This is a genomic window from Streptomyces sp. NPDC048462 (genome assembly GCF_043200175.1).
In the GTDB taxonomy this organism is placed as follows: domain Bacteria; phylum Actinomycetota; class Actinomycetes; order Streptomycetales; family Streptomycetaceae; genus Streptomyces.
On sequence record NZ_JBICXG010000007.1, the window covers coordinates 242,650 to 262,458 of the forward strand.

The window sequence follows — 19,809 nt, forward strand, 5'->3', positions numbered from 1 at the left end:
GTACGTACGGGCCCGGGATGAGCCTCAGCCCCGGACGTCCGGGCCCGGTCGGCGCTCCAGCGGGGCCGCCGCCACGGAGTTCATGACGTTGAAGACCATGCTCCCCGCCCGATAGCGGTCGTCCGTCCACTCGATGGCGCGGCCCGCCGCCGTGTACGTCAGGTGCCGCTGCCGCAGCAGCGGGCTGGCCCGGCGCACCCGCAGCAGCCGGGCGTCCTCGCTGCCCGCCGCGACCGCGTCGATCAGGTGCTCGCCGTAATGCGCGACGATGTCGGCACGTTCCGCGATGCTGTTCATGATCGAGACGCAGTCCTCCGGCAGCGCCAGGACGGCCGGGGCCACCCAGTCCGCGTACACGGTCCGCTCGACCATCACCGGCTCCCCGTCGAGCCGTCGCAGCCGCAGCACGTACAGCACGTCGCTGCCCGGTTCCGCGTCCAGGCGGTCGGCCTCCTCGGCGGTCGCGGTCCGCGTGGTGCGGGTCAGGATGCGGCTGGAGACCTCGCACCCCATCGCCTGGGCCCACTGGGCGAAGCTGTTGAGCTGCTGGAAGCTCTGGCGGCGCTCCCGGCGCAGGACGACCCGCCGCGCCCCCTGCCGGGAGCCGATCAGCCCCTCGGACGCGAGGAGCGCCACCGCCTGGCGGACCGTGCCGCGCGAGGCGGACCAGGCGGTGGCGAGATCGCTCTCCGAGGGCAGCAGTGAGCCGAGCGGGTAGGCCCCGCTGCGGATGGAGTGCCGCAGCGACTCCGCGATCTCCCGATAGCGTGAATGTCCCATGGGCTCTCCTCGGCCGGCCGGTCCCGGGTCCCGGACCGGTTGCGGAAGATGGATCTCTACAGATCATGGACTGTGTACAGGTCCGCTCATCGATCGCGGTCCTGACGCTCACTCTAATGCCGGTGCGAAGTGTTCCGATGCAGGGTCGTTATCTACCACGGCCGCTGAATAGTCGGCTTTCCTCTTCCTCGCCTCTTGCCGCACCGGACATCGGACGTTAACTCCCAGGACACCTGGACCGGGCGAACTGGTGCCAGCTTGTATGAACAAGTGGCACTCGCTTCGCTTCCAGGAGACACACCGTGCGCAGACACCTTCCCCGTCCCCGCATCCGCGCCAACGGCCGTACGGTCCTCGCCGTCGCCCTCGGTACGGCGGCCCTGACCGCGCTCACCGCCTGTGGCGCCGCACCCGAGGAGAAGGCCGGGAGCGCGGCCTCCGGTGTGAAGCCCGCCGAGGCCACCGCGGCAGCGGACTTCGGCGGGATGGACAAGCTGGTCGCCGCCGCCGAGAAGGAGGGCGAGCTCAACGTGATCGCCCTGCCGCCGGACTGGGCGAACTACGGCGAGCTGACCAAGGCCTTCGAGGCCAAGTACAAGATCAAGATCAAGAGCGAGAACCCGGACGCCGCCAGCGCCGACGAGATAGCCGCCGTCAAGTCCCGCAAGGGGCAGAAGCGCGCCCCCGACGTCCTCGACCTCGGCATCGCCTTCGCCCGCAGTGGCGCGGCCGAGAACCTCTTCGCCCCCTACAAGGTCACCGCCTGGGACAAGATCCCCGACAGCCAGAAGGACGCGGACGGCCGCTGGTACAACGACTACGGCGGCTACGTCTCCATCGGCTGCGACGCCGCCCGGATCAAGAACTGCCCCGAGACCTTCGCCGACCTGCTCAAGCCCGAGTACAAGGGCAAGGTCGCCCTCAACGGCAACCCGACCAAGTCCGGCTCCGCGTTCGGCGGCGTGTACGCGGCGTCCCTCGCCGCCAAGGGCTCCTTCGGTGACATCCAGCCCGGCATCGACTTCTTCGGCAAGCTGAAGAAGAGCGGCAACTTCATCCCCGTCGAGTCGACCCCGGCGACCGTCGAGAAGGGCGAGACACCGATCAGTATCGACTGGGACTACCTGAACGCCGGGTACGCCGACCAGTTCAAGGGCAAGGGCGTCGACTGGAAGGTCTCCGTGCCCTCCGACGGCGTGTACGCCCAGTTCTACTCGCAGGCCGTCAACAAGGAGGCCCCGCACCCGGCGGCCGCCCGCCTCTGGATGGAGTACCTGTACAGCGCCGAGGGCCAGAACCTCTGGCTCAAGGGCTACGCCCGCCCGGTCCTGCTGCCCGCCATGACCGAGGACGGCACCGCCGACAAGTCCTTCGTCGCCAAGCTCCCCGAGGTCGAGGGCACCCCGGCCTTCCCGTCCTCCGCCGAGCTGGACAAGGCCAACGCCACGCTCTCCGAGAACTGGGACAAGGCCGTCTCCTGATGACCGCCGCCCATCCCTCCGCAGCCCCGGTCCCCAGTGCGGCCGCCCCGAAGACCGGCGGCCGCACCCGCCGGCGCCGCCCGCCCCGCCCCTGGCTCGGCGCCCTCCCGCTGCTCGCTTTCGCCGGGCTCTGCTTCGGGCTGCCCGCAGGCGCCCTGCTGTACGGGGCGGTCACCCGCACCGTCCCCGCCGGCGCCACCGAGATCACCGGCGAGCACCTGCGACGCTCGCTCCAGGGGCCCTACCTCGCCTCGCTCACCGGCAGCGTCGAACTGTCCGCGCTCACCGCGGGCCTCGCCACCGTGTTCGGCGTACTGATCGCCCAGGCCGTCGTCACCTCCCGTCGCGGCACGCTGCGCGGGGCCGTGCTCACCGCCTCCGGGGTGCTCGCCAACTTCGGCGGGATCCCGCTGGCCTTCGCCTTCGTCGCCACCCTCGGCATCTCCGGTGTGGTCACCCAGCTGGGACATCTGGACACGCTCGGCTGGAACCTCTACTCCTTCACCGGACTCACCGTCATCTACCTCTACTTCCTGATCCCGCTCATGGTGCTCGTCGTCGTCCCCGCGCTGGACGGGCTGCGCCCGCAGTGGCGCGAGGCCGCCCGCAACACCGGCGCCACCACCTGGCAGTTCTGGCGCCACGTCGGACTGCCGGTGCTCGCGCCCTCCCTGCTCGGCGGGTTCGTCCTGCTCTTCGGCAGCGCCTTCGCCGCGCACGCCACGGCCGCCGCCCTGGTCGGCGGCTCCGTACCGCTGGTCACCCTGAAGATCGCTGACGCGCTCTCCGGGAACGTCCTGGTCGGCCAGGAGAACGTGGCGCTGGCGCTGAGCCTCGACATGATCGTGATCGCCGGACTGGTGATGGCGGTCTACCTGCCCCTCCAGCGACGGAGCTCCCGATGGCTGCACTGACCACCGTCTCCACGGCCCCCGCACCCGCCCCCGTCGCCGCCGCGGCGAAGGCGGCCCGCCGCAGGCCGCGCTACTGGCGCGGGGCCGTGCTGGCGGCCGCCGGGCTGTACTTCGTCACCCCGCTGCTCTCCTCGTTCGTCTTCACGGTCCATGTACCGGGCCAGGGCGTCACCTTCGAGGCGTACCGGGGAATCCTGTCGGCCGACGGGTTCACCGACAGCCTGTTCCTCTCGCTCTCGCTGGCCGCCGCCACGATCGCCCTCGCCCTGCTGCTCGTCGTCCCCGCGCTCGTCGCGGTACGGCTCGGCCCGCCCCGGCTGCGGGCCGTCGTCGAGGTCGTCTGCATGCTGCCGCTGGTGGTGCCGCCGATCGCGCTGGTCACGGGCATCACCACGGTGCTGCGCTGGGGACCGGACTATTTCTCGCGCACCCCGCTCTACCAGACGTTCCTCGCCGTACAGGACGAGTCGTTCCCGGTGGTCCTGGTGCTCGCCTACACCGTGCTCGCGCTGCCGTTCGTGCACCGTTCGCTGGACGCCGGGCTGCGCGCCGTCGACGTACCGACCCTGGTGGAGGCGGCCCGCAACTGCGGGGCGGGCCGGGCGCAGGTGATCCTGCGCGTCATCCTGCCCAACCTGCGCTCCTCGCTCGCCGGGGCCTCCTTCCTCACCCTGGCGCTGGTGCTCGGCGAATACACCATCGCCTCCCTGCTGGGCTTCCGGCCCTTCGCGGTGTGGATCGTCAGCGTCTCCGGCGCCGAGGCGCGGATGTCGGTCGCCGTCTCGCTGCTCTCCCTGCTCATCACCTGGGCCCTGCTGCTCGTCCTCTCGCGCGCCGGAACCGGTCCTTCCACCTCGGTGCCGGCCGCGTCCGCAGCCGGCACCGCCCCCACACCCGTAACTGCACCCGGCACCGCCCCCACACCCGTACCCGGCAAGGAGTAGCCACCCATGTCAGCCCTGCCCACCGCCACCGCAGGACGCCCGGAGCCGGCCAGGTCCGCCGCGCCGCAGGGACGCGCCGCCACCGGAGCCCGGGTGGAGTTCCGCTCGCTGCGCCGGGCGTTCGGCCCCACCGTGGCCCTCGACGGACTCGACCTCACCGCCGAACCGGGCGAACTCCTCGCCCTGCTGGGGCCGTCCGGCTGCGGCAAGACCACCGCGCTTCGGGTCCTCGCCGGGTTCGAGCAGCCGGACTCAGGTGAGGTCCTGGTCGACGGCGAGGACATCACTCCGGTCCCCGCCAACCGGCGCGACGCCGGGATGGTCTTCCAGTCCTACAGCCTCTTCCCGCACCTGAACGCCCGCGACAACGTGGCCTTCGGCCCCCGGATGCGGGGCGTCGCCACCGCCGAACGGCACACCACCGCCGCCGGACTCCTGGAACTCGTCGGGCTGCCCGACCACGGCAACCGCTTCCCGCACCAGATGTCCGGCGGCCAGCAGCAGCGCGTCGCGCTGGCCCGCGCGCTCGCCCTCCGCCCCAGGGTGCTGCTGCTCGACGAACCGCTCTCGGCACTCGATGCCAAGGTCCGGCTGACGCTGCGCGAGGAGATCCGCCGCCTCCAGCTGTCGCTGGGCATCACCACCATCTTCGTCACCCACGACCAGGAGGAGGCCCTCTCCATGGCCGACCGGGTCGCCGTCCTCAACGCGGGCCGCCTGGAGCAGTGCGCGCCCCCGGCCGAGCTGTACGAACGCCCCGCCACCCCCTTCGTGGCCGAGTTCGTCGGCACCATGAACCGGCTGCCCGGCCGGCTGACCGGCGACGGCCGCGTCGAGGTCACGGGCGTGACCCTCCCGGTCGACGGCGAGGTGCCGGCGGGCAGGGGAGCGGCCGACGTCCTGATCCGGCCCGAGAACATCGGCGCCGCGGCCGACCCGGACGGCACGGCCACGGTCGTCTCCGCCGCCTTCCTCGGCTCGGTCACCCGGGTCCTGCTCGATCTGCCCGGCGGTGTCTCGGTGAAGGCCGACCTCCCCTCGCGGGACGCCGCAGAGCTCGCTCCGGGGGTACGGGCGCGGGTGACCCCGGTCCGGCGCCCGGTGCTCGTCGTGCCCGCCGGGGACGCGGCCGTGCCCGGAGCCGTGGACCGGGACAGCCGGGTGGACGCGTGAAGGCCCCCGCAGCCGTCCTCTTCGACATGGACGGCACCCTGGTCGACACCGAGGTGCTGTGGTGGGAGACGGCCCGCGAGGTCGCGGCCGGGCTCGGCCACCAGCTGACCGACGCCGACGCGCCGGAAGTCGTCGGCCGGGCCGTCGCGGACACTGCCGCTCATCTGATCGGGGTGACCGGCCAGGCCGCCGCCGCGCTGGACCGGACCGCCGCCGAGCTGACCGGCTCCTTCTTCCGGAAGGTCGACGCCGGAGTGCCGCTGCGCCCCGGGGCCGCCGCGCTGCTGGCCTCGATGGAAGCCGCCGGAGTGCCGTTCGCCCTGGTCAGCGCCTCACCCAGGAGTGTGGTGGACGCGGTGGTGGCGGGGTCGCTGGCCGGGGTGGACTTCGCCTTCACGCTGTCGGCCGACGACACCGTACGGACCAAGCCCCACCCCGACCCGTACCGGGCGGCGGCCGAGCGGTTCGCGGCGGCACCCTCGGCGTGTGTCGCGGTGGAGGACTCCCCGGACGGCACCGCGTCGGCGGACGCGGCGGGGTGTGCGGTGCTGGTGGTCCCGTCGCTGCTGCCCGTGGCCCCCGGGCAGGGGCGGACGTTCGCCCGTAGCCTGGAAGAGGTGGACCTCGGGGTGCTGAGCGAGTGCCTGAGGCGTCCGGATCCTGAAATCCGGGGTCCGAAATCAGCGTGATTCGCGCCACGTCTGATCGGTGTGGCGCTCAGGTGAGCGCGACAGCGATGGCTGCACTTCTGGAAGATCTGGCACTCAGTGCCACGTGGCAACCTTCAAGAAGTGTACTCAGATGCGAGGAGGTCAGCTCACATGAGCGTCGAGGCTCAAGGAATGGCCATGCCGCCTTCAAGGCCCGAACATGGCGCCTCCGCTTGATCGCCGCAGAGATTCTTTGGATCTGCTGGCGGACAGGTGGTTGCAGCCGCAAGACGGCCAGGTGGACGTACCCCAGACACCTTCGATCTGGGTATGTTCCTCGCCGTCAGGGCAGCCACCGCGTCGTCGAGGAGTCGAGACCCGTGTCGGAAAACGAAGACCCTCAGAAGTTCGTCTACGACTTCACCGAGGGCAACAAGGATCTGAAGGACCTGCTCGGCGGGAAGGGTGCCAACCTCGCCGAGATGACCAACCTCGGGCTCCCCGTCCCTCCGGGCTTCACGATCACCACCGAGGCGTGCAAGGTCTACCTCGGCAGCGGTGAGGAGCCGGCCGCGCTGCGCGACGAGGTGAGTGCGCACCTCGACGCCCTTGAGACGCGGATGGCCAAGAAGCTCGGCCAGTGCGACGACCCGCTGCTGGTCTCCGTCCGCTCCGGCGCCAAGTTCTCGATGCCCGGCATGATGGACACGGTCCTCAACATCGGCCTCTCCGACGCCTCCGTCGTCGGCCTCGTCGCCCAGTCCGGCGACGAGCGGTTCGCGTGGGACTCCTACCGCCGCCTCATCCAGATGTTCGGCAAGACGGTCCTCGGTGTCGACGGCGAGCTCTTCGAGGAGGCGCTGGAGGCCGCCAAGGAGGCCAAGGGCGTCAGCGTCGACGTGGACCTCGACGCGGCCGACCTCAAGAAGCTGGTCAAGCAGTTCAAGAAGATCGTCACGCGGGACGCCGGACGTGACTTCCCGCAGGACCCGCGCGAACAGATGGACCTGGCCATAAAGGCCGTCTTCGACTCGTGGAACACCGACCGGGCCAAGCTCTACCGCCGCCAGGAGCGCATCCCGGGCGACCTCGGCACCGCGGTCAACGTCTGCTCCATGGTCTTCGGCAACCTCGGCCCCGACTCCGGTACGGGCGTCGCGTTCACCCGCGACCCCGCCAGCGGCCACCAGGGCGTCTACGGCGACTACCTGCAGAACGCGCAGGGCGAGGACGTCGTCGCCGGTATCCGCAACACCGTGGCGCTCGCCGAGCTGGAGTCGATCGACAAGAAGTCGTACGACGAGCTCATCGCGATCATGGAGACGCTGGAGACCCACTACAAGGATCTCTGCGACATCGAGTTCACCATCGAGCGCGGCCGGCTGTGGATGCTGCAGACCCGGGTCGGCAAGCGCACCGCCGGTGCCGCCTTCCGGATCGCCACCCAGCTCGTCGACCAGGGCCTCATCGACGAGGCCGAGGCCCTCCAGCGGGTCAACGGCGCACAGCTGGCGCAGCTGATGTTCCCGCGCTTCGACGACGAGGCCAAGGTGCAGCTGCTCGGCCGGGGCATCGCCGCGTCCCCGGGCGCGGCGGTCGGCAAGGCCGTCTTCGACTCGTACACCGCCATCAAGTGGTCCCGGTCCGGCGAGAAGGTCATCCTGATCCGCCGCGAGACCAACCCCGACGACCTCGACGGCATGATCGCCGCCGAGGGCATCCTGACCTCGCGCGGCGGCAAGACCTCGCACGCCGCCGTCGTCGCCCGGGGCATGGGCAAGACCTGTGTCTGCGGCGCCGAGGAGATCGAGGTCGACACCAAGCGGCGCCGGCTGACGGTCGGGACCACCGTCGTGGAGGAGGGCGACCTCGTCTCCGTCGACGGGTCGACCGGCAAGGTCTACCTCGGTGAGGTACCCGTCGTACCGTCGCCGGTCGTCGAGTACTTCGAGGGCCGGATGCACGCGGGCGCCGACGACGCCGACGAACTGGTCGCCGCGGTGCACCGGATCATGGCGTACGCGGACCGGGTGCGCCGGCTGCGGGTACGGGCCAACGCGGACAACGCCGAGGACGCCCTGCGGGCCCGCCGCTTCGGCGCCCAGGGCATCGGGCTGTGCCGCACGGAGCACATGTTCCTCGGCGAGCGCCGCGAGATGGTCGAGAAGCTGATCCTGGCCGACACCGACCAGGAGCGCGAGACGGCCCTGGAGCACCTGCTGCCGCTCCAGAAGGCCGACTTCATCGAGCTGTTCGAGGCGATGGACGGGCTGCCCGTCACCGTGCGGCTGCTCGACCCGCCGCTGCACGAGTTCCTGCCCGACATCACCGAGCTGTCGGTCCGGGTGGCGCTCGCGGAGTCCCGCAAGGACGCCAACGAGAACGACCTGCGGCTCCTCCAGGCCGTGCACAAGCTGCACGAGCAGAACCCGATGCTCGGTCTGCGCGGGGTCCGGCTCGGCCTGGTCATCCCCGGTCTGTTCGCCATGCAGGTACGAGCGATCGCGGAGGCCGCCGCCGAGCGGAAGAACGCCAAGGGCGACCCGCGCGCCGAGATCATGATCCCGCTCGTCGGCACGGTCCAGGAGCTGGAGATCGTCCGCGACGAGGCGGACCGGGTGATCGCGGAGGTCCAGGCCGCCACCGGCACGAACCTCAAGCTGAAGATCGGCACGATGATCGAGCTGCCGCGCGCCGCGCTGACCGCCGGTCAGATCGCGGAGGCGGCGGAGTTCTTCTCCTTCGGTACCAACGACCTGACCCAGACGGTGTGGGGCTTCTCCCGCGACGACGTGGAGGCCTCGTTCTTCACCGCGTACCTGGAGAAGGGCATCTTCGGGGTGTCGCCGTTCGAGACGATCGACAAGGACGGCGTCGGCTCGCTGGTGCGCAGCGCCGTCGCGGCCGGCCGGGCCACCCGCCCGGACCTGAAGCTCGGCATCTGCGGCGAGCACGGCGGCGACCCGGAGTCGGTGCACTTCTTCCACGAGGTGGGACTGGACTACGTCTCCTGCTCGCCCTTCCGCATCCCGGTGGCCCGTCTCGAAGCGGGCCGGGCGGCGGCGGAGTCACGCGGCAGCGACAGCCGCTGATCCGCTGATCGCTGAGCTACCGGAACCACTGCTCCACCGATCCACCAGAACCACTGATTCCGCAGAGGCCGCCGGTCGGGGCGACCCTCAACCGGACCGGCGTCCGGCGCGGAATTCCCCGGAGGCGGCGGCACCCTGTGCGGGGGTGCCGCCGCCTCGTCATGTCCGCCGGGCCGTGGGCTCGCGGACCGGGCTGCGGACGCGGCGAGTCGGCGGGCACAGCGAGCGCTTTCTGTCTTTCCGGCTCCCCATTGCTTCGTTTAATGCGCAAAGAGATGGCCCGGAACGGACCGGGGTGCGGTTCATGGATCCCCACCCATGAACCGCACCCCGCTTACCCCCATCGGGTACGGAGCCGCACCATTGCCGACCGCCGCCGAGCGAGCAAAACCCCCCACGGCCTTCACTCGCTCTTCCGGTGGCTCTGGATCGCATCCCGACGTCGTACAGCTTTTCGGGTGACACCAGGTCGGGGCGAGACGTTTCACCTCTGGCCGAAACCCCGTGGTGACGTGGCGTGACGACTCGCATACCCTTGCGTGGGGGCAATTGCAGGTGCAAGCGGGTGGGGGTTCGGTGCTGCGTATCCATATATCCGGATGGGACCTTTCCAAGGTGCGGATGGCCACCGGGCCGGACGCATTGTGGGAGACCATTCTCAGTTTTCATCGACTGAGGGACCGGCGTGCTTCCACGGTGTTCGGGAAATGGCGCACGGAAACCCGTCCGCGGTTGAATGGTGAAGTACGCCTGCTGTCCGCCGTGGTTCCACCGCGCGGCTATTTCCCCGACTTTCTGACGCCTTCTCAGGAAGGTTCGGAACCCCTGGATTTCGGCACCGGAACGGAGGCCCTGCGCGACACCCCGCCCGAGCGGCTGCGGGCCGAACTGGCGATGCTGGGCTCCGAGGGGCCCGTCGACGGCCGGATCGCCACGGCCCGGCGGGCGGTACGGCCGGTGCGGCTGGACGCGCTGCGGGAAGGGCGCTCCGAGCCCCTGGGCCGCCTCATCGGGGCCCTGCGCGGCTACCACCGCGCCGCGGTCGAGCCGTACTGGCCGCATATCCAGGCGAGCGTCGAGGCCGACCGCGCCGTCCGGGGACGCGCCCTCCTGGACGGTGGTCCGGAGGAGCTGCTCGCCTCGCTTCCGCCGGTGATCCGCTGGCGGGCGCCGGTGCTGGAGGCCGACTACCCGGTCGACCGCGAACTGCGTCTGGACGGCCGGGGGCTGCTCCTCCAGCCGTCGTTCTTCTGCCGGGGCGCGCCGGTTGTCCTGCGCGATCCGCTGCTGCCGCCGGTCCTCGTCTACCCGGTCGGCCACCCCAGTGCCCCGGTCTTCGCCGAACCGGGCCCCTGGCTCGGCCGGCTCCTCGGCCACACCCGGTCGACGGTCCTGCGGACCATCGGGGACGGCTGCACGACCAGCGAGCTCGCCCGCCGCGCCGGGGTCTCCCTGGCCTCGGCGAGCCAGCACGCCTGCGTGCTGCGTGAGGCGGGCCTGGTGCACACCCTGCGCCACGGCAGCTCGGTCCTGCACACGGTGACCCCGCTGGGCGGCTCGCTGCTGCGGGGCGGTGCGCCGCTCGCCGTGTAGCGCGCGGCGGCCGCGATGGCCGGGGCGGGTTGGTCGTCGGGGCACCGATGAGTTTCCGGTGGCCCCGCCGTCTACCTGTCGTAACGAGTTCGCGGAACACGCGGCGGTTCGACCACCGGATCGCCCATCGGATCGCGCAGCGCACCCGTGCAACGCGTCCCCGCACCGAATTCACCACCGAGAGAGCGAGACGGCCATGCCTCAGATGATCTTCGTCAACCTGCCGGTCAAGGACCTGGAGACGACCAAGGGTTTCTTCGGGAAGCTGGGGTTCTCCTTCAACCCGCAGTTCAGCGACGACAACACCGCCTGCCTCGTCATCAGCGACACGATCTTCGCCATGCTGATCACCGAGCCGCGCTTCAAGGAATTCACCAAGAAGGAGATCGCGGATTCCTCGAAGACCACCGAGGTGCTCCTGGCGCTGAGCGCCGAGAGCCGCGAGAAGGTGGACGAGCTGGCGGACGCGGCGCTCGCCGCCGGCGGCTCTCCCGCCAACGAGCCCCAGGACCTCGGCTTCATGTACGGCCGGTCCTTCCAGGACCCCGACCACCACATCTGGGAGGTCGTGTGGATGGACCCGTCCGCCGTCGAGGGCCAGGGCTGAGCCCACGGGCACACGGCGGCCGCCGGAGGGAGCGGGCCTCGGCCGGATCAGACCCCGAGGCCCGCGAACGCGACCCCGGTCAGCTGCTCCGACGCCACCCACAGCCGCTCGCTCGCCACATCGTTGAGCGTCCAGCCCGCCCGCCAGGACGGCGCCGGCGCACCGCGCCACCCCAGCAGCCTCGGACCGGTGAACGAGTCGGGCCGGATGCCGGGTGCGGTGGCCGCGTACAGGGTGGGCAGGGCGCCCGTGGCCGCCGGCTGGGCGACGATCCTGTTGCCGAGCTCGATGACCCGCTCCGCCACCCTGCGGTTCTCCATCCGGACTCCCGCCGTCTGCAGGTTGGTCGACGCGTAGCCCGGGTGCGCGGCGGCGGCGACCAGCCCGCTGCCGACGGACGCGGTCCGCCGGGCCAGCTCGTGGACGAACAGCAGGTTGGCCGTCTTCGAGCGGCCGTAGGCGATCCAGCGGCGGTAGTTGCGCTCGCTGTTGAGATCGCCCATGTCGATGTTGGACAGCACATGGAGGCCGCTGGACACGGTCACCACCCGGGCGCCCGGGGTGGCGAGCAGCTTCGGCAGCAGCAGCCCGGTGAGGGCGAAGTGCCCGAGGTGGTTCACACCGAACTGCGTCTCGAAACCGTCGGCGGTCCGCCGGTAGGGGAGGGCCATCACCCCGGCGTTGTTGATCAGCAGATCGAGCCGGTCCGGGGTGTACGCGGCGGCGAACTCCCGTACCGACGAGAGATCGGCCAGATCCAGCCCGGCGAACTCCACGTCCGCGTCCGGCACCGCGCTGCGGATGCGGGCCGCCGCCTCCTTGCCGCGCCGCTCGTCACGGCAGGCGAGCAGCACCCGCGCGCCGTGTCGTGCCAGCTCCCGTGCGGTGATCAGCCCGATACCGCTGTTGGCTCCCGTCACCACGGCCGTACGGCCGCTCTGGTCGGGAAGGTCGTTCGCGTACCGGCGCTGCGTCATGGATCAAGCGTACGACCGGTCGGCCCGATGGCCGGAAGGGGCCGGTCCGCCCGCCAGGCCCCCACCTCTCCCGGTCCGTTCAGTCCGCGCGGACCTCGAAGACCGGGACGGAGACCTCGTCGTCGTCCAGGCAGGCACCCGTCGCCAGGTCGAAGCGCTGCTTCAGCAGCGGGGAGGCGACGAACGGCTGCCCGCCGTCCGATCCGACCAGGCCGCGCGAGAGGACGTAGGCCCCGGTGAACGGGTCGCGGTTGTCGATCGCGTACGTGCGTCCGGACCGGTCCACGAACAGCGCGACCTGCCTGCCGTCCGGGAGCAGCGCCGCGACCCCGCGGCCGGGTGTGAGGAGCGAACGGTCGCAGACCGCGAGCCAGTCGCCCCCGGTGGCGAGCCGGATGACCCGGGTGTCCCGCGCGGTGTCCGGTGTCGCGTTCATCGTCCGGGTCGTCATCAGGAGGCTGTCCCTTCGAGAGTGCGGATGGCGAGGACCGGTCCGGCGAGGATGTCCAGGTCGGGCTTGACCTGGTCGCGTTCCGGGACGAACCTCACCGAGGGGTCGGGTGCGTCGGGTGCGTTGACGAAGGTGACGAAGCGGCGCAGCCGCTCCGGGTCGTTGATGGTCTCGGCCCACTCGTCGCGGTAGCCGCGGACATGGTCGGCCATCAGCCGCTCCAGCTCGTCGCAGAGCCCGAGCGAGTCGTGCACGACGACATCGCGCACGTGGTCCAGGCCGCCCTCGATCCGGTCCAGCCAGGTGGAGGTGCGCTCCAGCCGGTCCGCGGTGCGGATGTAGAACATCAGGAACCGGTCGATGAGGCGGACCAGTTCGGCGTCGGACAGGTCCTGGGCGAGCAGGTCGGCGTGGCGCGGGGTGGCGCCGCCGTTGCCGCCCACGTACAGGTTCCAGCCGCCGGCGGTGGCGATGATCCCGAAGTCCTTGCCGCGGGCCTCCGCGCATTCCCGGGCACACCCCGACACCGCCGACTTCAGCTTGTGCGGGGAGCGCAGGCCCCGGTACCGCAGCTCCAGGTCGATGGCCATCTTCACCGAGTCCTGCACGCCGTAGCGGCACCAGGTCTGCCCCACACAGGACTTGACCGTCCGCAGCGACTTCCCGTACGCGTGCCCGGACTCGAACCCCGCGTCGACCAGCCGGGTCCAGATCAGCGGCAGCTGTTCGACGCGGGCGCCGAACAGGTCGATGCGCTGGCCGCCGGTGATCTTGGTGTAGAGGCCGAAGTCCCGGGCCACCTCACCGATCACGATCAGTCTCTCCGGAGTGATCTCACCGCCGGGGATGCGCGGCACGATCGAGTACGAGCCGTTGCGCTGGAGGTTGGCGAGGAAGTGGTCGTTGGTGTCCTGGAGGGCCGCCTGCTCGCCGTCCAGGACATAGCCGCTCGCGCCGACCGTCGGGGCCAGCGAGGCGATGATCGAACCGACCGTCGGCTTGCAGACCTCGCAGCCGTCGCCGCCCCGGGCCTCCTCGCGGCCGTGCGAGTCGAGCAGTTCGGCGTACGAGGTGACCTCCAGGGCGCGGACGATCTCGTACAGCTCGCTGCGGGTGTACGGGAAGCAGCCGCACAGGCCCTTGTCCTGGCTCTGCGGCAGCAGTTGGCCGATGACCTTGACGCAGCTGCCGCAGCCGGTGCCCGCCTTGGTGCACTTCTTCACCTCGGGCAGCGTGCCGTGCTCGCGGACCGCGCCCTTGGTGACGTTGTGGCAGGAACAGATCACCGCGTCGTCGGGCAGCGCGGACGGGCCGAGGACGGCCGGGCCGCCCGTGCCGGCCGGCAGCACCAGCTGCTCGGGGGCGACCGGCAGGACGGTGCCCGTCATCGGCCGCAGGGTGCCGTACTGGTCGGCGTCCCCGATGAGCACCCCGCCGAGCAGCGTGCCGTCCTGCCCGATCACCAGCTTCTTGTAGACGCCGGAGCGGGAGTCCGCGTACACCACGTCGAGGCAGCCGTCCGAGGTGCCGTGCGCGTCACCGAACGAGGCGACGTCCACCCCGAGCAGCTTCAGCTTCGTCGACATGTCGGCACCGGTGAACGTGGCCTTCTCGCCCGCGATCACCCCGGCCGCGGTCTGCGCCATCTCGTAGCCGGGCGCCACGAGGCCGTACACCCGGCCGTCCGTGGCGAGCGCGCACTCACCGATCGCGAACACCGCCGGATCCGAGGTGCGGCACTCCTCGTCCACGACGATGCCGCCGCGCTGCCCGACCGTGAGGCCGCAGTCCCTGGCCAGCTGGTCGCGGGGCCGCACCCCGGCCGAGAAGACCACCAGATCCGTGGCGAGCGCGGAGCCGTCGGAGAGCGACATCCCGTTCACCGTGCCGTCCTCGCCCGCCGTCACCTCCTGGGTGCCGACACCCGTGTGCACGGTCAGGCCCATGTTCTCGATGGTGCGCAGCAGTGCCGCGCCCCCGCCCTCGTCCACCTGCACCGGCATCAGCCGGGGCGCGAACTCCACCACGTGTGTGTCGAGCCCGAGGCCCTTCAGCGCGCCCGCGGCCTCCAGGCCGAGCAGCCCGCCGCCGACGACCGCGCCGGTCGTCGCCGTCCTCGCGTACTCCTCGATCGCGAGCAGGTCCTCGATGGTGCGGTAGACGAAGCAGCCCTCGGTGTCCTTGCCGGGTACCGGCGGGACGAACGGGCAGGAGCCGGTGGCCAGCACCAGCGCGTCGTAGACGAAGGTCTCGCCGGAGCGCGCGGTGACCGTGCGCGCCTTCCGGTCCACGGACTCCGCCGGGTCACCCAGGCGCAGCTCGAAGCCGTGCCGCTCCATGAAGCCGGGCTCGACGAGCGACAGTTCGTCCGGGGTGCGCCCGGAGAAGTACGAGGTCAGCTGGACCCGGTCGTAGGCGGCGCGCGGCTCCTCGCACAGGACGACGACCCTGGCGGTACCGGCTGCGGCGGTCAGCCCCCGGTCGGCGAGCGCCTCCAGGAACCGCTGGCCGACCATCCCGTGCCCGACGACCACGAGGGTCGGCACGGCGGTCGTGGAGCGGGAGGCGCGGGCGGTCGGGGGAGTGGACACCGGCATCTCGGAAGCCTCCGTCGTTGGTGAGCGGGTGGAGCGGCCGGAGCGGGGGAGCCCCGGCCCGTGTGCTCATGAAGGAAGCGTGTCCGGTGGGTGTTACCCGTCCGGTTCCCCGCTGTTTCCCGGGGGGAACCTTGCGCTCAGCGCCGGCGGACGCGGTCTGTGAGGGGAGCGAGGGGGCGAGGATGCCCGAGGGGAGGGCGCGAGGACGCCCGAGGCGGAGGGGCGCCGCGGGCTCTGCCGCACGCTCTGGATTCGCTCAACTTTTCGCCGTACGGGCCGGACGGTTGGACGCGACACGTGCCGTTTCCTTAGTGTCGCGATCATGCCTGACATAACCCTGACCACCCTCGTCGTGCTGTGCCTCGCCGCGGGCGCGGCCGGCTGGATCGACGCGGTGGTCGGCGGCGGCGGACTGCTTCTGCTGCCCGCGCTGCTGCTGGGACTGCCGAACCTCCCCGCCGCGCACATCCTCGGCACCAACAAGGCGGTCGCCATCGTCGGTACGTCCGGCGCCGCGGTCGCCTATGCCCGCAAGGCGCCGGTGAAGGTCGGCACGGCGCTGCGGATCGGTCTCGCGGCCCTGGCCGGATCGATGACCGGTGCCTTCTTCGCCGCCGGGATCAGCAGCGAGGTGCTCCGGCCGGTGATCATGGTGGTGCTGCTGGCGGTCGCGGGGTTCGTGATGCTGCGGCCCCGGTTCGGCAGGGCGCCCGAGGACGGTACGGCGCCGCAGGTCACCCGGGCCCGCACCGTTACCGCGATCGTGCTGGTGGGCGGCGGCATCGGCCTGTACGACGGGCTGTTCGGACCGGGCACCGGCACCTTCCTGGTGCTGGCGCTGACCGCCGTGCTCCACCTGGATCTGGTGACGGCCTCCGCCACCGCGAAGATCGTCAACGTCTGCACCAACGGCGGCGCCTTGGCGATGTTCGCGTACCAGGGCAACGTGATGTGGCAGCTGGCCGGCCTGATGGCGGTGTTCAACCTGGCGGGCGGCCTGATGGGGGCGCGGATGGCCCTGAGCAGGGGCAGCGAGTTCGTCCGGGGGGTGCTGCTGGTCGTGGTGTTCTCGCTGGTGGCGAAGCTCGCCTTCGACCAGTGGAACGCGTGAGCGCCCCGGCCGGATCCGAGGCGCCGTCCGGGGTCAGCGCACCGAGGTGAGGTGCGCGTACGCCACCACGTTGCCCTCGTAACCCGTCGACGCGGAGAATCCGCCGCCGCAGGTGATCAGCCGCAGCGAGGCGTGTTCCGAGGCCCCGTACACCCGCTTGTCGGGGAAGTCCTCGCTGTCGTAGACCTCGATGGCGTCCAGCGCGAAGACGGCGGTGCGCCCGTCCTGCCGGTCCACCTCGACGGTGCTGCCCTTCTTCAGCGAGCCGAGGTCGTAGAAGACGGACGGGCCCTGGGCGTTGTCGACATGACCGGCGACGATCGCGCTGCCCTTGGCGCCGGGCGGGGTGCCGTCCTTGTACCAGCCGACGATGTCGGTGTTCCCGGCCGGCGGTACGTCGAGGCTGCCGTCCGGGCCGAGCCCGAGCCGCATCATCGGGGCGTCCACCCTGATGGCGGGGATCCGGATGCGGACGGGGGCCGACGGGCGCAGCGGCTGGGCGACCGGCGACCCCGGCAGCAGTTCAGGTCCGGCGGCGAAGGCCTGGGCGGCGGCCGGGCCGGGCGGGGTCAGCCGGGTGCCGGCGCCGTTGCGGATCAGCCAGACACCGGCCAGCGCCGCGACGACGAGCAGCCAGCCCTTGGCCTTCTGGGACACGGTCGTCCTCCGGGGTGAACGAAGGTGGATGCGGTCCCGTCCCGGTGGCGCAGGGCCACCGGGACGGAAACCAGGCGGTACGGAGAGGTGGAACCTCCGTCAGCTGTCGTCCTGCGTGCCGCTCGCCCGGCGACGCAGGAGCCAGGCTCCGCCGACGGCGGTCGCGGCGAGAACGCCGGCGCCCGCCGCGATCTGGGTGGTGTCCGGTCCGACGCTGCCGCCGATACCGGTCTTGACGTGCCCCGTGGGGGCGGTGGGTGCGGCCGAGGAGCGGTGGCCGGAGGGGGAATCGCGGTCCGACGGGCTCTCGCGGCTGTCCCGCCCGGCGGAGCTGTCGTGCGTGCCGGAGCTCTCGTGTCCGGACGGGCTCGGCCGCTCGCCGGAGTCACCCCGGCCCGGAGTCGTGGGGGCGTCCGGCACGAGGGCGGAACCGGCCGCCTCGGCCTCGTCGAGCCCGGTGGAGTCGTACGCCGAGGGATCGGAGGACGAGGCGTCGGCGGCGGAGTCGTACGCCGAGGAGTCGTCGGCGTCCGCGGGGGAGCTGTCGTCGGAACCGTCCGGGGCCGTCCGGGAGGATGCGGCACTGTCCTTGCCCGTGGTGCCGGCGGCCTTCACCTCGATCTCGCCGCTGGCCTTCTTGCCGTTCTCGCAGGCCACGTCGATGTCGTACGGGCCGGGCTCGACGTTGCCCGGCACCCGGAACGAACCGGCCAGGACCTCCTTGAGGGTGGCCGGTGCCAGCGCGAAGCGCGAGGCCTCCAGGGCGCTCGCGTCGCCCGTCGCCGCGGTGTCGCTCCCACAGGCATCGGTGTTCACGGTGACCGTGGCGCCCGGGGCCGCGCTCGCCGGGGTGATCTCCAGCGGAACCGGTTCGTCCGCGAACGCCGACGGGGCGGCTGCGCAGAGGCCGAGCGCGGCTGCGGCGAGGGCCGCGGCGGCTGTGCCGGTCACGAGGCGAGCAGGACTGCGCATGGGGGGTTCCTCCGAGCAAGGGGCGCTGGCGGGTGTGTCCTGGCTCCGAGCTAACGGCCGGGCGACCGCGCACGCCTGCTGACACCGAGTCAGCTGTCACCCGTCCGGACCGGCGCAGCCTCCTTGCCATGGGGCATGCGTGCAGGTCAGCGCGGTGATGGCGGGGGAGGTGCGGCCCCCTTCGGCATTCGGTGCCGATCGGGTGACGCCCCTCGAAGTGAATGTGGTGCACATCACATGCATGACCTTGTGGCCGAGGGGCACACGCATCACACCCCCCACGGGACGGCGTCCCCTCGTCGCCCCCGGCCGTCGCCCTCATCGGACTCGCCCCCCCCTGGGCCCGATGAGGGCGGCTCCTTGTCCGGCGCCCCGCCCCCGGCGCCGCTCCTCTCGCCTCTTGCTTCCGGCTTCTGGTGTGCCTACTCCGGGCCGGTGGCGGACCACTCGACGACGGGCGGCCGGACCCGTGCGCAGAGCGGCTGGCCCTTCGCGTCGGAGAGCGGCAGCCGCGCGGTGAGGTGACCGGAGCGTACGGCTGCGCGGAGGGTGTCCGTCCCGATGTCGGAGAACATCAGCTTGGCCCGCCGGAACATCGAGAAGAGGCCGTCCTCGTCGACCGTGCCCCATGACAGGTAGACGAACCGCCCGCCGAGCCTGTTCTGCACGTACGGCCCGCTGATCTCCACCCCGCCCACGAGGTCGCCGGGGTCGGTGACGGCGGCCGTGCAGTCCAGGGTCCAGGAAGCGGACGGGGCGTCGCCCGGAAGCAGTCCGAGGAGTTCGCCGGGCCGGTCCTTGCGCTGGACGCCCACGTGGATGTTCTCGTAGCCGTCGAAGTCGCCGCCGGGCCCGCAGGCGCGGCCGGGCAGGCGGGAGCCCTCGATATGGATCTGCATGCGCGACTGGGGGCCTTCGGTGGAGTTCTCCATGTGCCCCATGGTCCCCTCCCGGCGGCCCGCCCCAGTCCCCGCCCCCGTTGGCGCCGGGCGTCTCAGACCCTGTCCCAGGGTGCCCTCGCGCAGGCCGCGTCCAGCCGGCCCATCAGCTCCCCGTCCACCACGAACTCGGTGTCGTCGATCCGCCGGACCGGCGCGATGCCCTGCGAGTTGGTGACGAACGCCGACCTGTAGGCCCCCAGCCCGTCCAGTGTCACCGGACTCCGCCGAGACCGGATACCCGCGCCGGGGAACTCCTGCTCCAGCAGCGCCATCGTGGTGCCGAGCAGCGCGGGAGCCTGCGGCCAGACGACCGATTCGCCGTCCCAGAAGCCGATGTTGGTGAACGCCCCCTCGGTCACCGAGCCGTCCGGCAGGGTCAGCACCGCATCGTCGAAGCCCGCGCGGGAGGCGAGATTCCCGTAGTACGTCTGGCCGAACTCGCCGGGCCGCTTGAGATGCGGCACAGCACGGGCGTACGGCACCGACATCATGCTCTTCGGTTCGGCGGGCATCGTCACCGGTCCGCGCACCGTGACCATGACGGTCGTCGTGGTGGCGCCCGGCGGCAGGAATCCGTGCACCCGCACCGAGCCGTCCGCGACCCCCGCGCCCCGCAGCGCGTGCCGGATCAGCTCGCGCACCGAGTCCCCTTCCAGAGGGAGTTCGAAGAGTGCCCGGTTCGCGCTGTCCAGCCGGTCCAGGTGCAGCCCGAGTCCGCGGACCCGGCCCTGCCTGACCTGCATGGCGGTGAAGTGGCCGTAGTTGAAGAAGGCGGCCGTCCGCAGATCGTCCTCGGTGGCCGGACGTCCGTCGAACTCGGCGTACGGGACCGGTGCGGCTGCTGGAGTCGTCATGCCTTCCACCGTATG

At 71.5% G+C, this 19,809-nt stretch carries 17 protein-coding genes; 9 read left to right on the forward strand and 8 right to left on the reverse strand.

Annotated features, from left to right (window positions below; all coding sequences use genetic code 11):
- Positions 1–24: 24 nt before the first annotated feature.
- Entirely contained in the window at positions 25–780 is a 756-nt protein-coding gene (locus ACGFU6_RS15380) for a GntR family transcriptional regulator (protein WP_393611077.1), read from the reverse strand.
- Between the two features lie 302 nt (positions 781–1,082).
- On the opposite strand from ACGFU6_RS15380, the gene ACGFU6_RS15385 reads away from it, so the two are divergent.
- From ACGFU6_RS15385 to ACGFU6_RS15420, 8 genes are all read left to right on the forward strand, one after another.
- On the forward strand, positions 1,083–2,261 hold the full coding sequence (locus tag ACGFU6_RS15385) for an ABC transporter substrate-binding protein (protein WP_393611078.1): 1,179 nt from the start codon (positions 1,083–1,085) through the stop codon (positions 2,259–2,261).
- Positions 2,261–3,175 carry an ABC transporter permease gene (locus ACGFU6_RS15390; RefSeq protein ID WP_393611079.1) on the forward strand — a complete coding sequence of 305 codons (915 nt, stop codon included), beginning with the start codon at positions 2,261–2,263 and terminating at the stop codon, positions 3,173–3,175. The genes ACGFU6_RS15385 and ACGFU6_RS15390 overlap by 1 nt, the downstream gene beginning before the upstream one ends.
- Positions 3,163–4,119 (forward strand): ABC transporter permease, encoded by a 957-nt coding sequence (locus ACGFU6_RS15395; RefSeq protein ID WP_393611081.1) that lies wholly within the window; start codon positions 3,163–3,165, stop codon positions 4,117–4,119. The genes ACGFU6_RS15390 and ACGFU6_RS15395 overlap by 13 nt, the downstream gene beginning before the upstream one ends.
- Positions 4,120–4,125: 6 nt before the next feature.
- Positions 4,126–5,292, forward strand: coding sequence for an ABC transporter ATP-binding protein (locus tag ACGFU6_RS15400; protein WP_393611083.1), 1,167 nt, complete (start codon positions 4,126–4,128; stop codon positions 5,290–5,292).
- A gap of 26 nt (positions 5,293–5,318) precedes the next feature.
- Positions 5,319–5,981 carry an HAD family hydrolase gene (locus ACGFU6_RS15405; RefSeq protein WP_393611219.1) on the forward strand — a complete coding sequence of 221 codons (663 nt, stop codon included), beginning with the start codon at positions 5,319–5,321 and terminating at the stop codon, positions 5,979–5,981.
- Between the two features lie 341 nt (positions 5,982–6,322).
- A complete protein-coding gene (gene ppdK / locus ACGFU6_RS15410) occupies positions 6,323–9,034 on the forward strand; it encodes a pyruvate, phosphate dikinase (RefSeq protein WP_393611084.1) in 2,712 nt (903 codons plus the stop codon).
- A gap of 576 nt (positions 9,035–9,610) precedes the next feature.
- Positions 9,611–10,627 (forward strand): ArsR/SmtB family transcription factor, encoded by a 1,017-nt coding sequence (locus tag ACGFU6_RS15415; protein ID WP_393611086.1) that lies wholly within the window; start codon positions 9,611–9,613, stop codon positions 10,625–10,627.
- A 196-nt stretch (positions 10,628–10,823) separates the two neighbouring features.
- Positions 10,824–11,234, forward strand: coding sequence for a VOC family protein (locus tag ACGFU6_RS15420; RefSeq protein ID WP_393611087.1), 411 nt, complete (start codon positions 10,824–10,826; stop codon positions 11,232–11,234).
- A gap of 47 nt (positions 11,235–11,281) precedes the next feature.
- Here the strand turns inward: ACGFU6_RS15420 and ACGFU6_RS15425 are convergent, their stop codons facing one another.
- The 3 genes from ACGFU6_RS15425 to nirB all read right to left on the reverse strand — a co-directional run bounded on the left by ACGFU6_RS15425 (position 11,282) and on the right by nirB (position 15,259).
- Positions 11,282–12,211, reverse strand: a complete 930-nt coding sequence (locus tag ACGFU6_RS15425; protein WP_393611088.1) for an oxidoreductase — start codon at positions 12,209–12,211, stop codon at positions 11,282–11,284.
- Between the two features lie 79 nt (positions 12,212–12,290).
- Positions 12,291–12,662 carry a nitrite reductase small subunit NirD gene (gene nirD / locus ACGFU6_RS15430; RefSeq protein WP_393611090.1) on the reverse strand — a complete coding sequence of 124 codons (372 nt, stop codon included), beginning with the start codon at positions 12,660–12,662 and terminating at the stop codon, positions 12,291–12,293.
- A complete protein-coding gene (gene nirB / locus ACGFU6_RS15435; RefSeq protein ID WP_393611092.1) occupies positions 12,662–15,259 on the reverse strand; it encodes a nitrite reductase large subunit NirB in 2,598 nt (865 codons plus the stop codon). Before nirB ends, nirD begins: the two co-directional genes overlap by 1 nt.
- A 322-nt stretch (positions 15,260–15,581) precedes the next feature.
- Here nirB and ACGFU6_RS15440 point away from each other — a divergent pair, with 322 nt between their 5' ends.
- Positions 15,582–16,370 (forward strand): sulfite exporter TauE/SafE family protein, encoded by a 789-nt coding sequence (locus ACGFU6_RS15440; RefSeq protein ID WP_393611094.1) that lies wholly within the window; start codon positions 15,582–15,584, stop codon positions 16,368–16,370.
- A gap of 33 nt (positions 16,371–16,403) precedes the next feature.
- On the opposite strand, the gene ACGFU6_RS15445 is transcribed toward ACGFU6_RS15440, so the two are convergent.
- From ACGFU6_RS15445 to ACGFU6_RS15460, 4 genes are all read right to left on the reverse strand, one after another.
- Positions 16,404–17,027 carry a class F sortase gene (locus ACGFU6_RS15445; RefSeq protein ID WP_393611096.1) on the reverse strand — a complete coding sequence of 208 codons (624 nt, stop codon included), beginning with the start codon at positions 17,025–17,027 and terminating at the stop codon, positions 16,404–16,406.
- Positions 17,028–17,126: 99 nt separating this feature from the next.
- Complete coding sequence (locus ACGFU6_RS15450; protein ID WP_393611097.1) at positions 17,127–17,999, reverse strand: hypothetical protein; 873 nt, start codon at positions 17,997–17,999, stop codon at positions 17,127–17,129.
- Positions 18,000–18,421: 422 nt separating this feature from the next.
- Positions 18,422–18,898 carry a DUF5990 family protein gene (locus ACGFU6_RS15455; protein ID WP_393611220.1) on the reverse strand — a complete coding sequence of 159 codons (477 nt, stop codon included), beginning with the start codon at positions 18,896–18,898 and terminating at the stop codon, positions 18,422–18,424.
- Positions 18,899–18,993: 95 nt separating this feature from the next.
- Complete coding sequence (locus tag ACGFU6_RS15460) at positions 18,994–19,794, reverse strand: aminotransferase class IV (RefSeq protein ID WP_393611098.1); 801 nt, start codon at positions 19,792–19,794, stop codon at positions 18,994–18,996.
- Positions 19,795–19,809 lie beyond the last annotated feature (15 nt).

Excerpts from the sequence above, each read along its gene's own strand:
- ACGFU6_RS15425 (WP_393611088.1), bottom strand. The coding sequence starts at position 12,211 with ATGACGCAGCGCCGGTACGCGAACGACCTTCCCGACCAGAGCGGCCGT.
- ACGFU6_RS15400 (WP_393611083.1), top strand. The coding sequence starts at position 4,126 with ATGTCAGCCCTGCCCACCGCCACCGCAGGACGCCCGGAGCCGGCCAGG.
- nirB (WP_393611092.1), bottom strand. The coding sequence starts at position 15,259 with ATGCCGGTGTCCACTCCCCCGACCGCCCGCGCCTCCCGCTCCACGACC.
- ACGFU6_RS15395 (WP_393611081.1), top strand. The coding sequence starts at position 3,163 with ATGGCTGCACTGACCACCGTCTCCACGGCCCCCGCACCCGCCCCCGTC.
- ACGFU6_RS15440 (WP_393611094.1), top strand. The coding sequence starts at position 15,582 with ATGCCTGACATAACCCTGACCACCCTCGTCGTGCTGTGCCTCGCCGCG.
- ACGFU6_RS15450 (WP_393611097.1), bottom strand. The coding sequence starts at position 17,999 with ATGCGCAGTCCTGCTCGCCTCGTGACCGGCACAGCCGCCGCGGCCCTC.
- ACGFU6_RS15460 (WP_393611098.1), bottom strand. The coding sequence starts at position 19,794 with ATGACGACTCCAGCAGCCGCACCGGTCCCGTACGCCGAGTTCGACGGA.
- ACGFU6_RS15390 (WP_393611079.1), top strand. The coding sequence starts at position 2,261 with ATGACCGCCGCCCATCCCTCCGCAGCCCCGGTCCCCAGTGCGGCCGCC.
- ACGFU6_RS15380 (WP_393611077.1), bottom strand. The coding sequence starts at position 780 with ATGGGACATTCACGCTATCGGGAGATCGCGGAGTCGCTGCGGCACTCC.
- ACGFU6_RS15405 (WP_393611219.1), top strand. The coding sequence starts at position 5,319 with ATGGACGGCACCCTGGTCGACACCGAGGTGCTGTGGTGGGAGACGGCC.
- ACGFU6_RS15420 (WP_393611087.1), top strand. The coding sequence starts at position 10,824 with ATGCCTCAGATGATCTTCGTCAACCTGCCGGTCAAGGACCTGGAGACG.
- nirD (WP_393611090.1), bottom strand. The coding sequence starts at position 12,662 with ATGACGACCCGGACGATGAACGCGACACCGGACACCGCGCGGGACACC.
- ACGFU6_RS15455 (WP_393611220.1), bottom strand. The coding sequence starts at position 18,898 with ATGCAGATCCATATCGAGGGCTCCCGCCTGCCCGGCCGCGCCTGCGGG.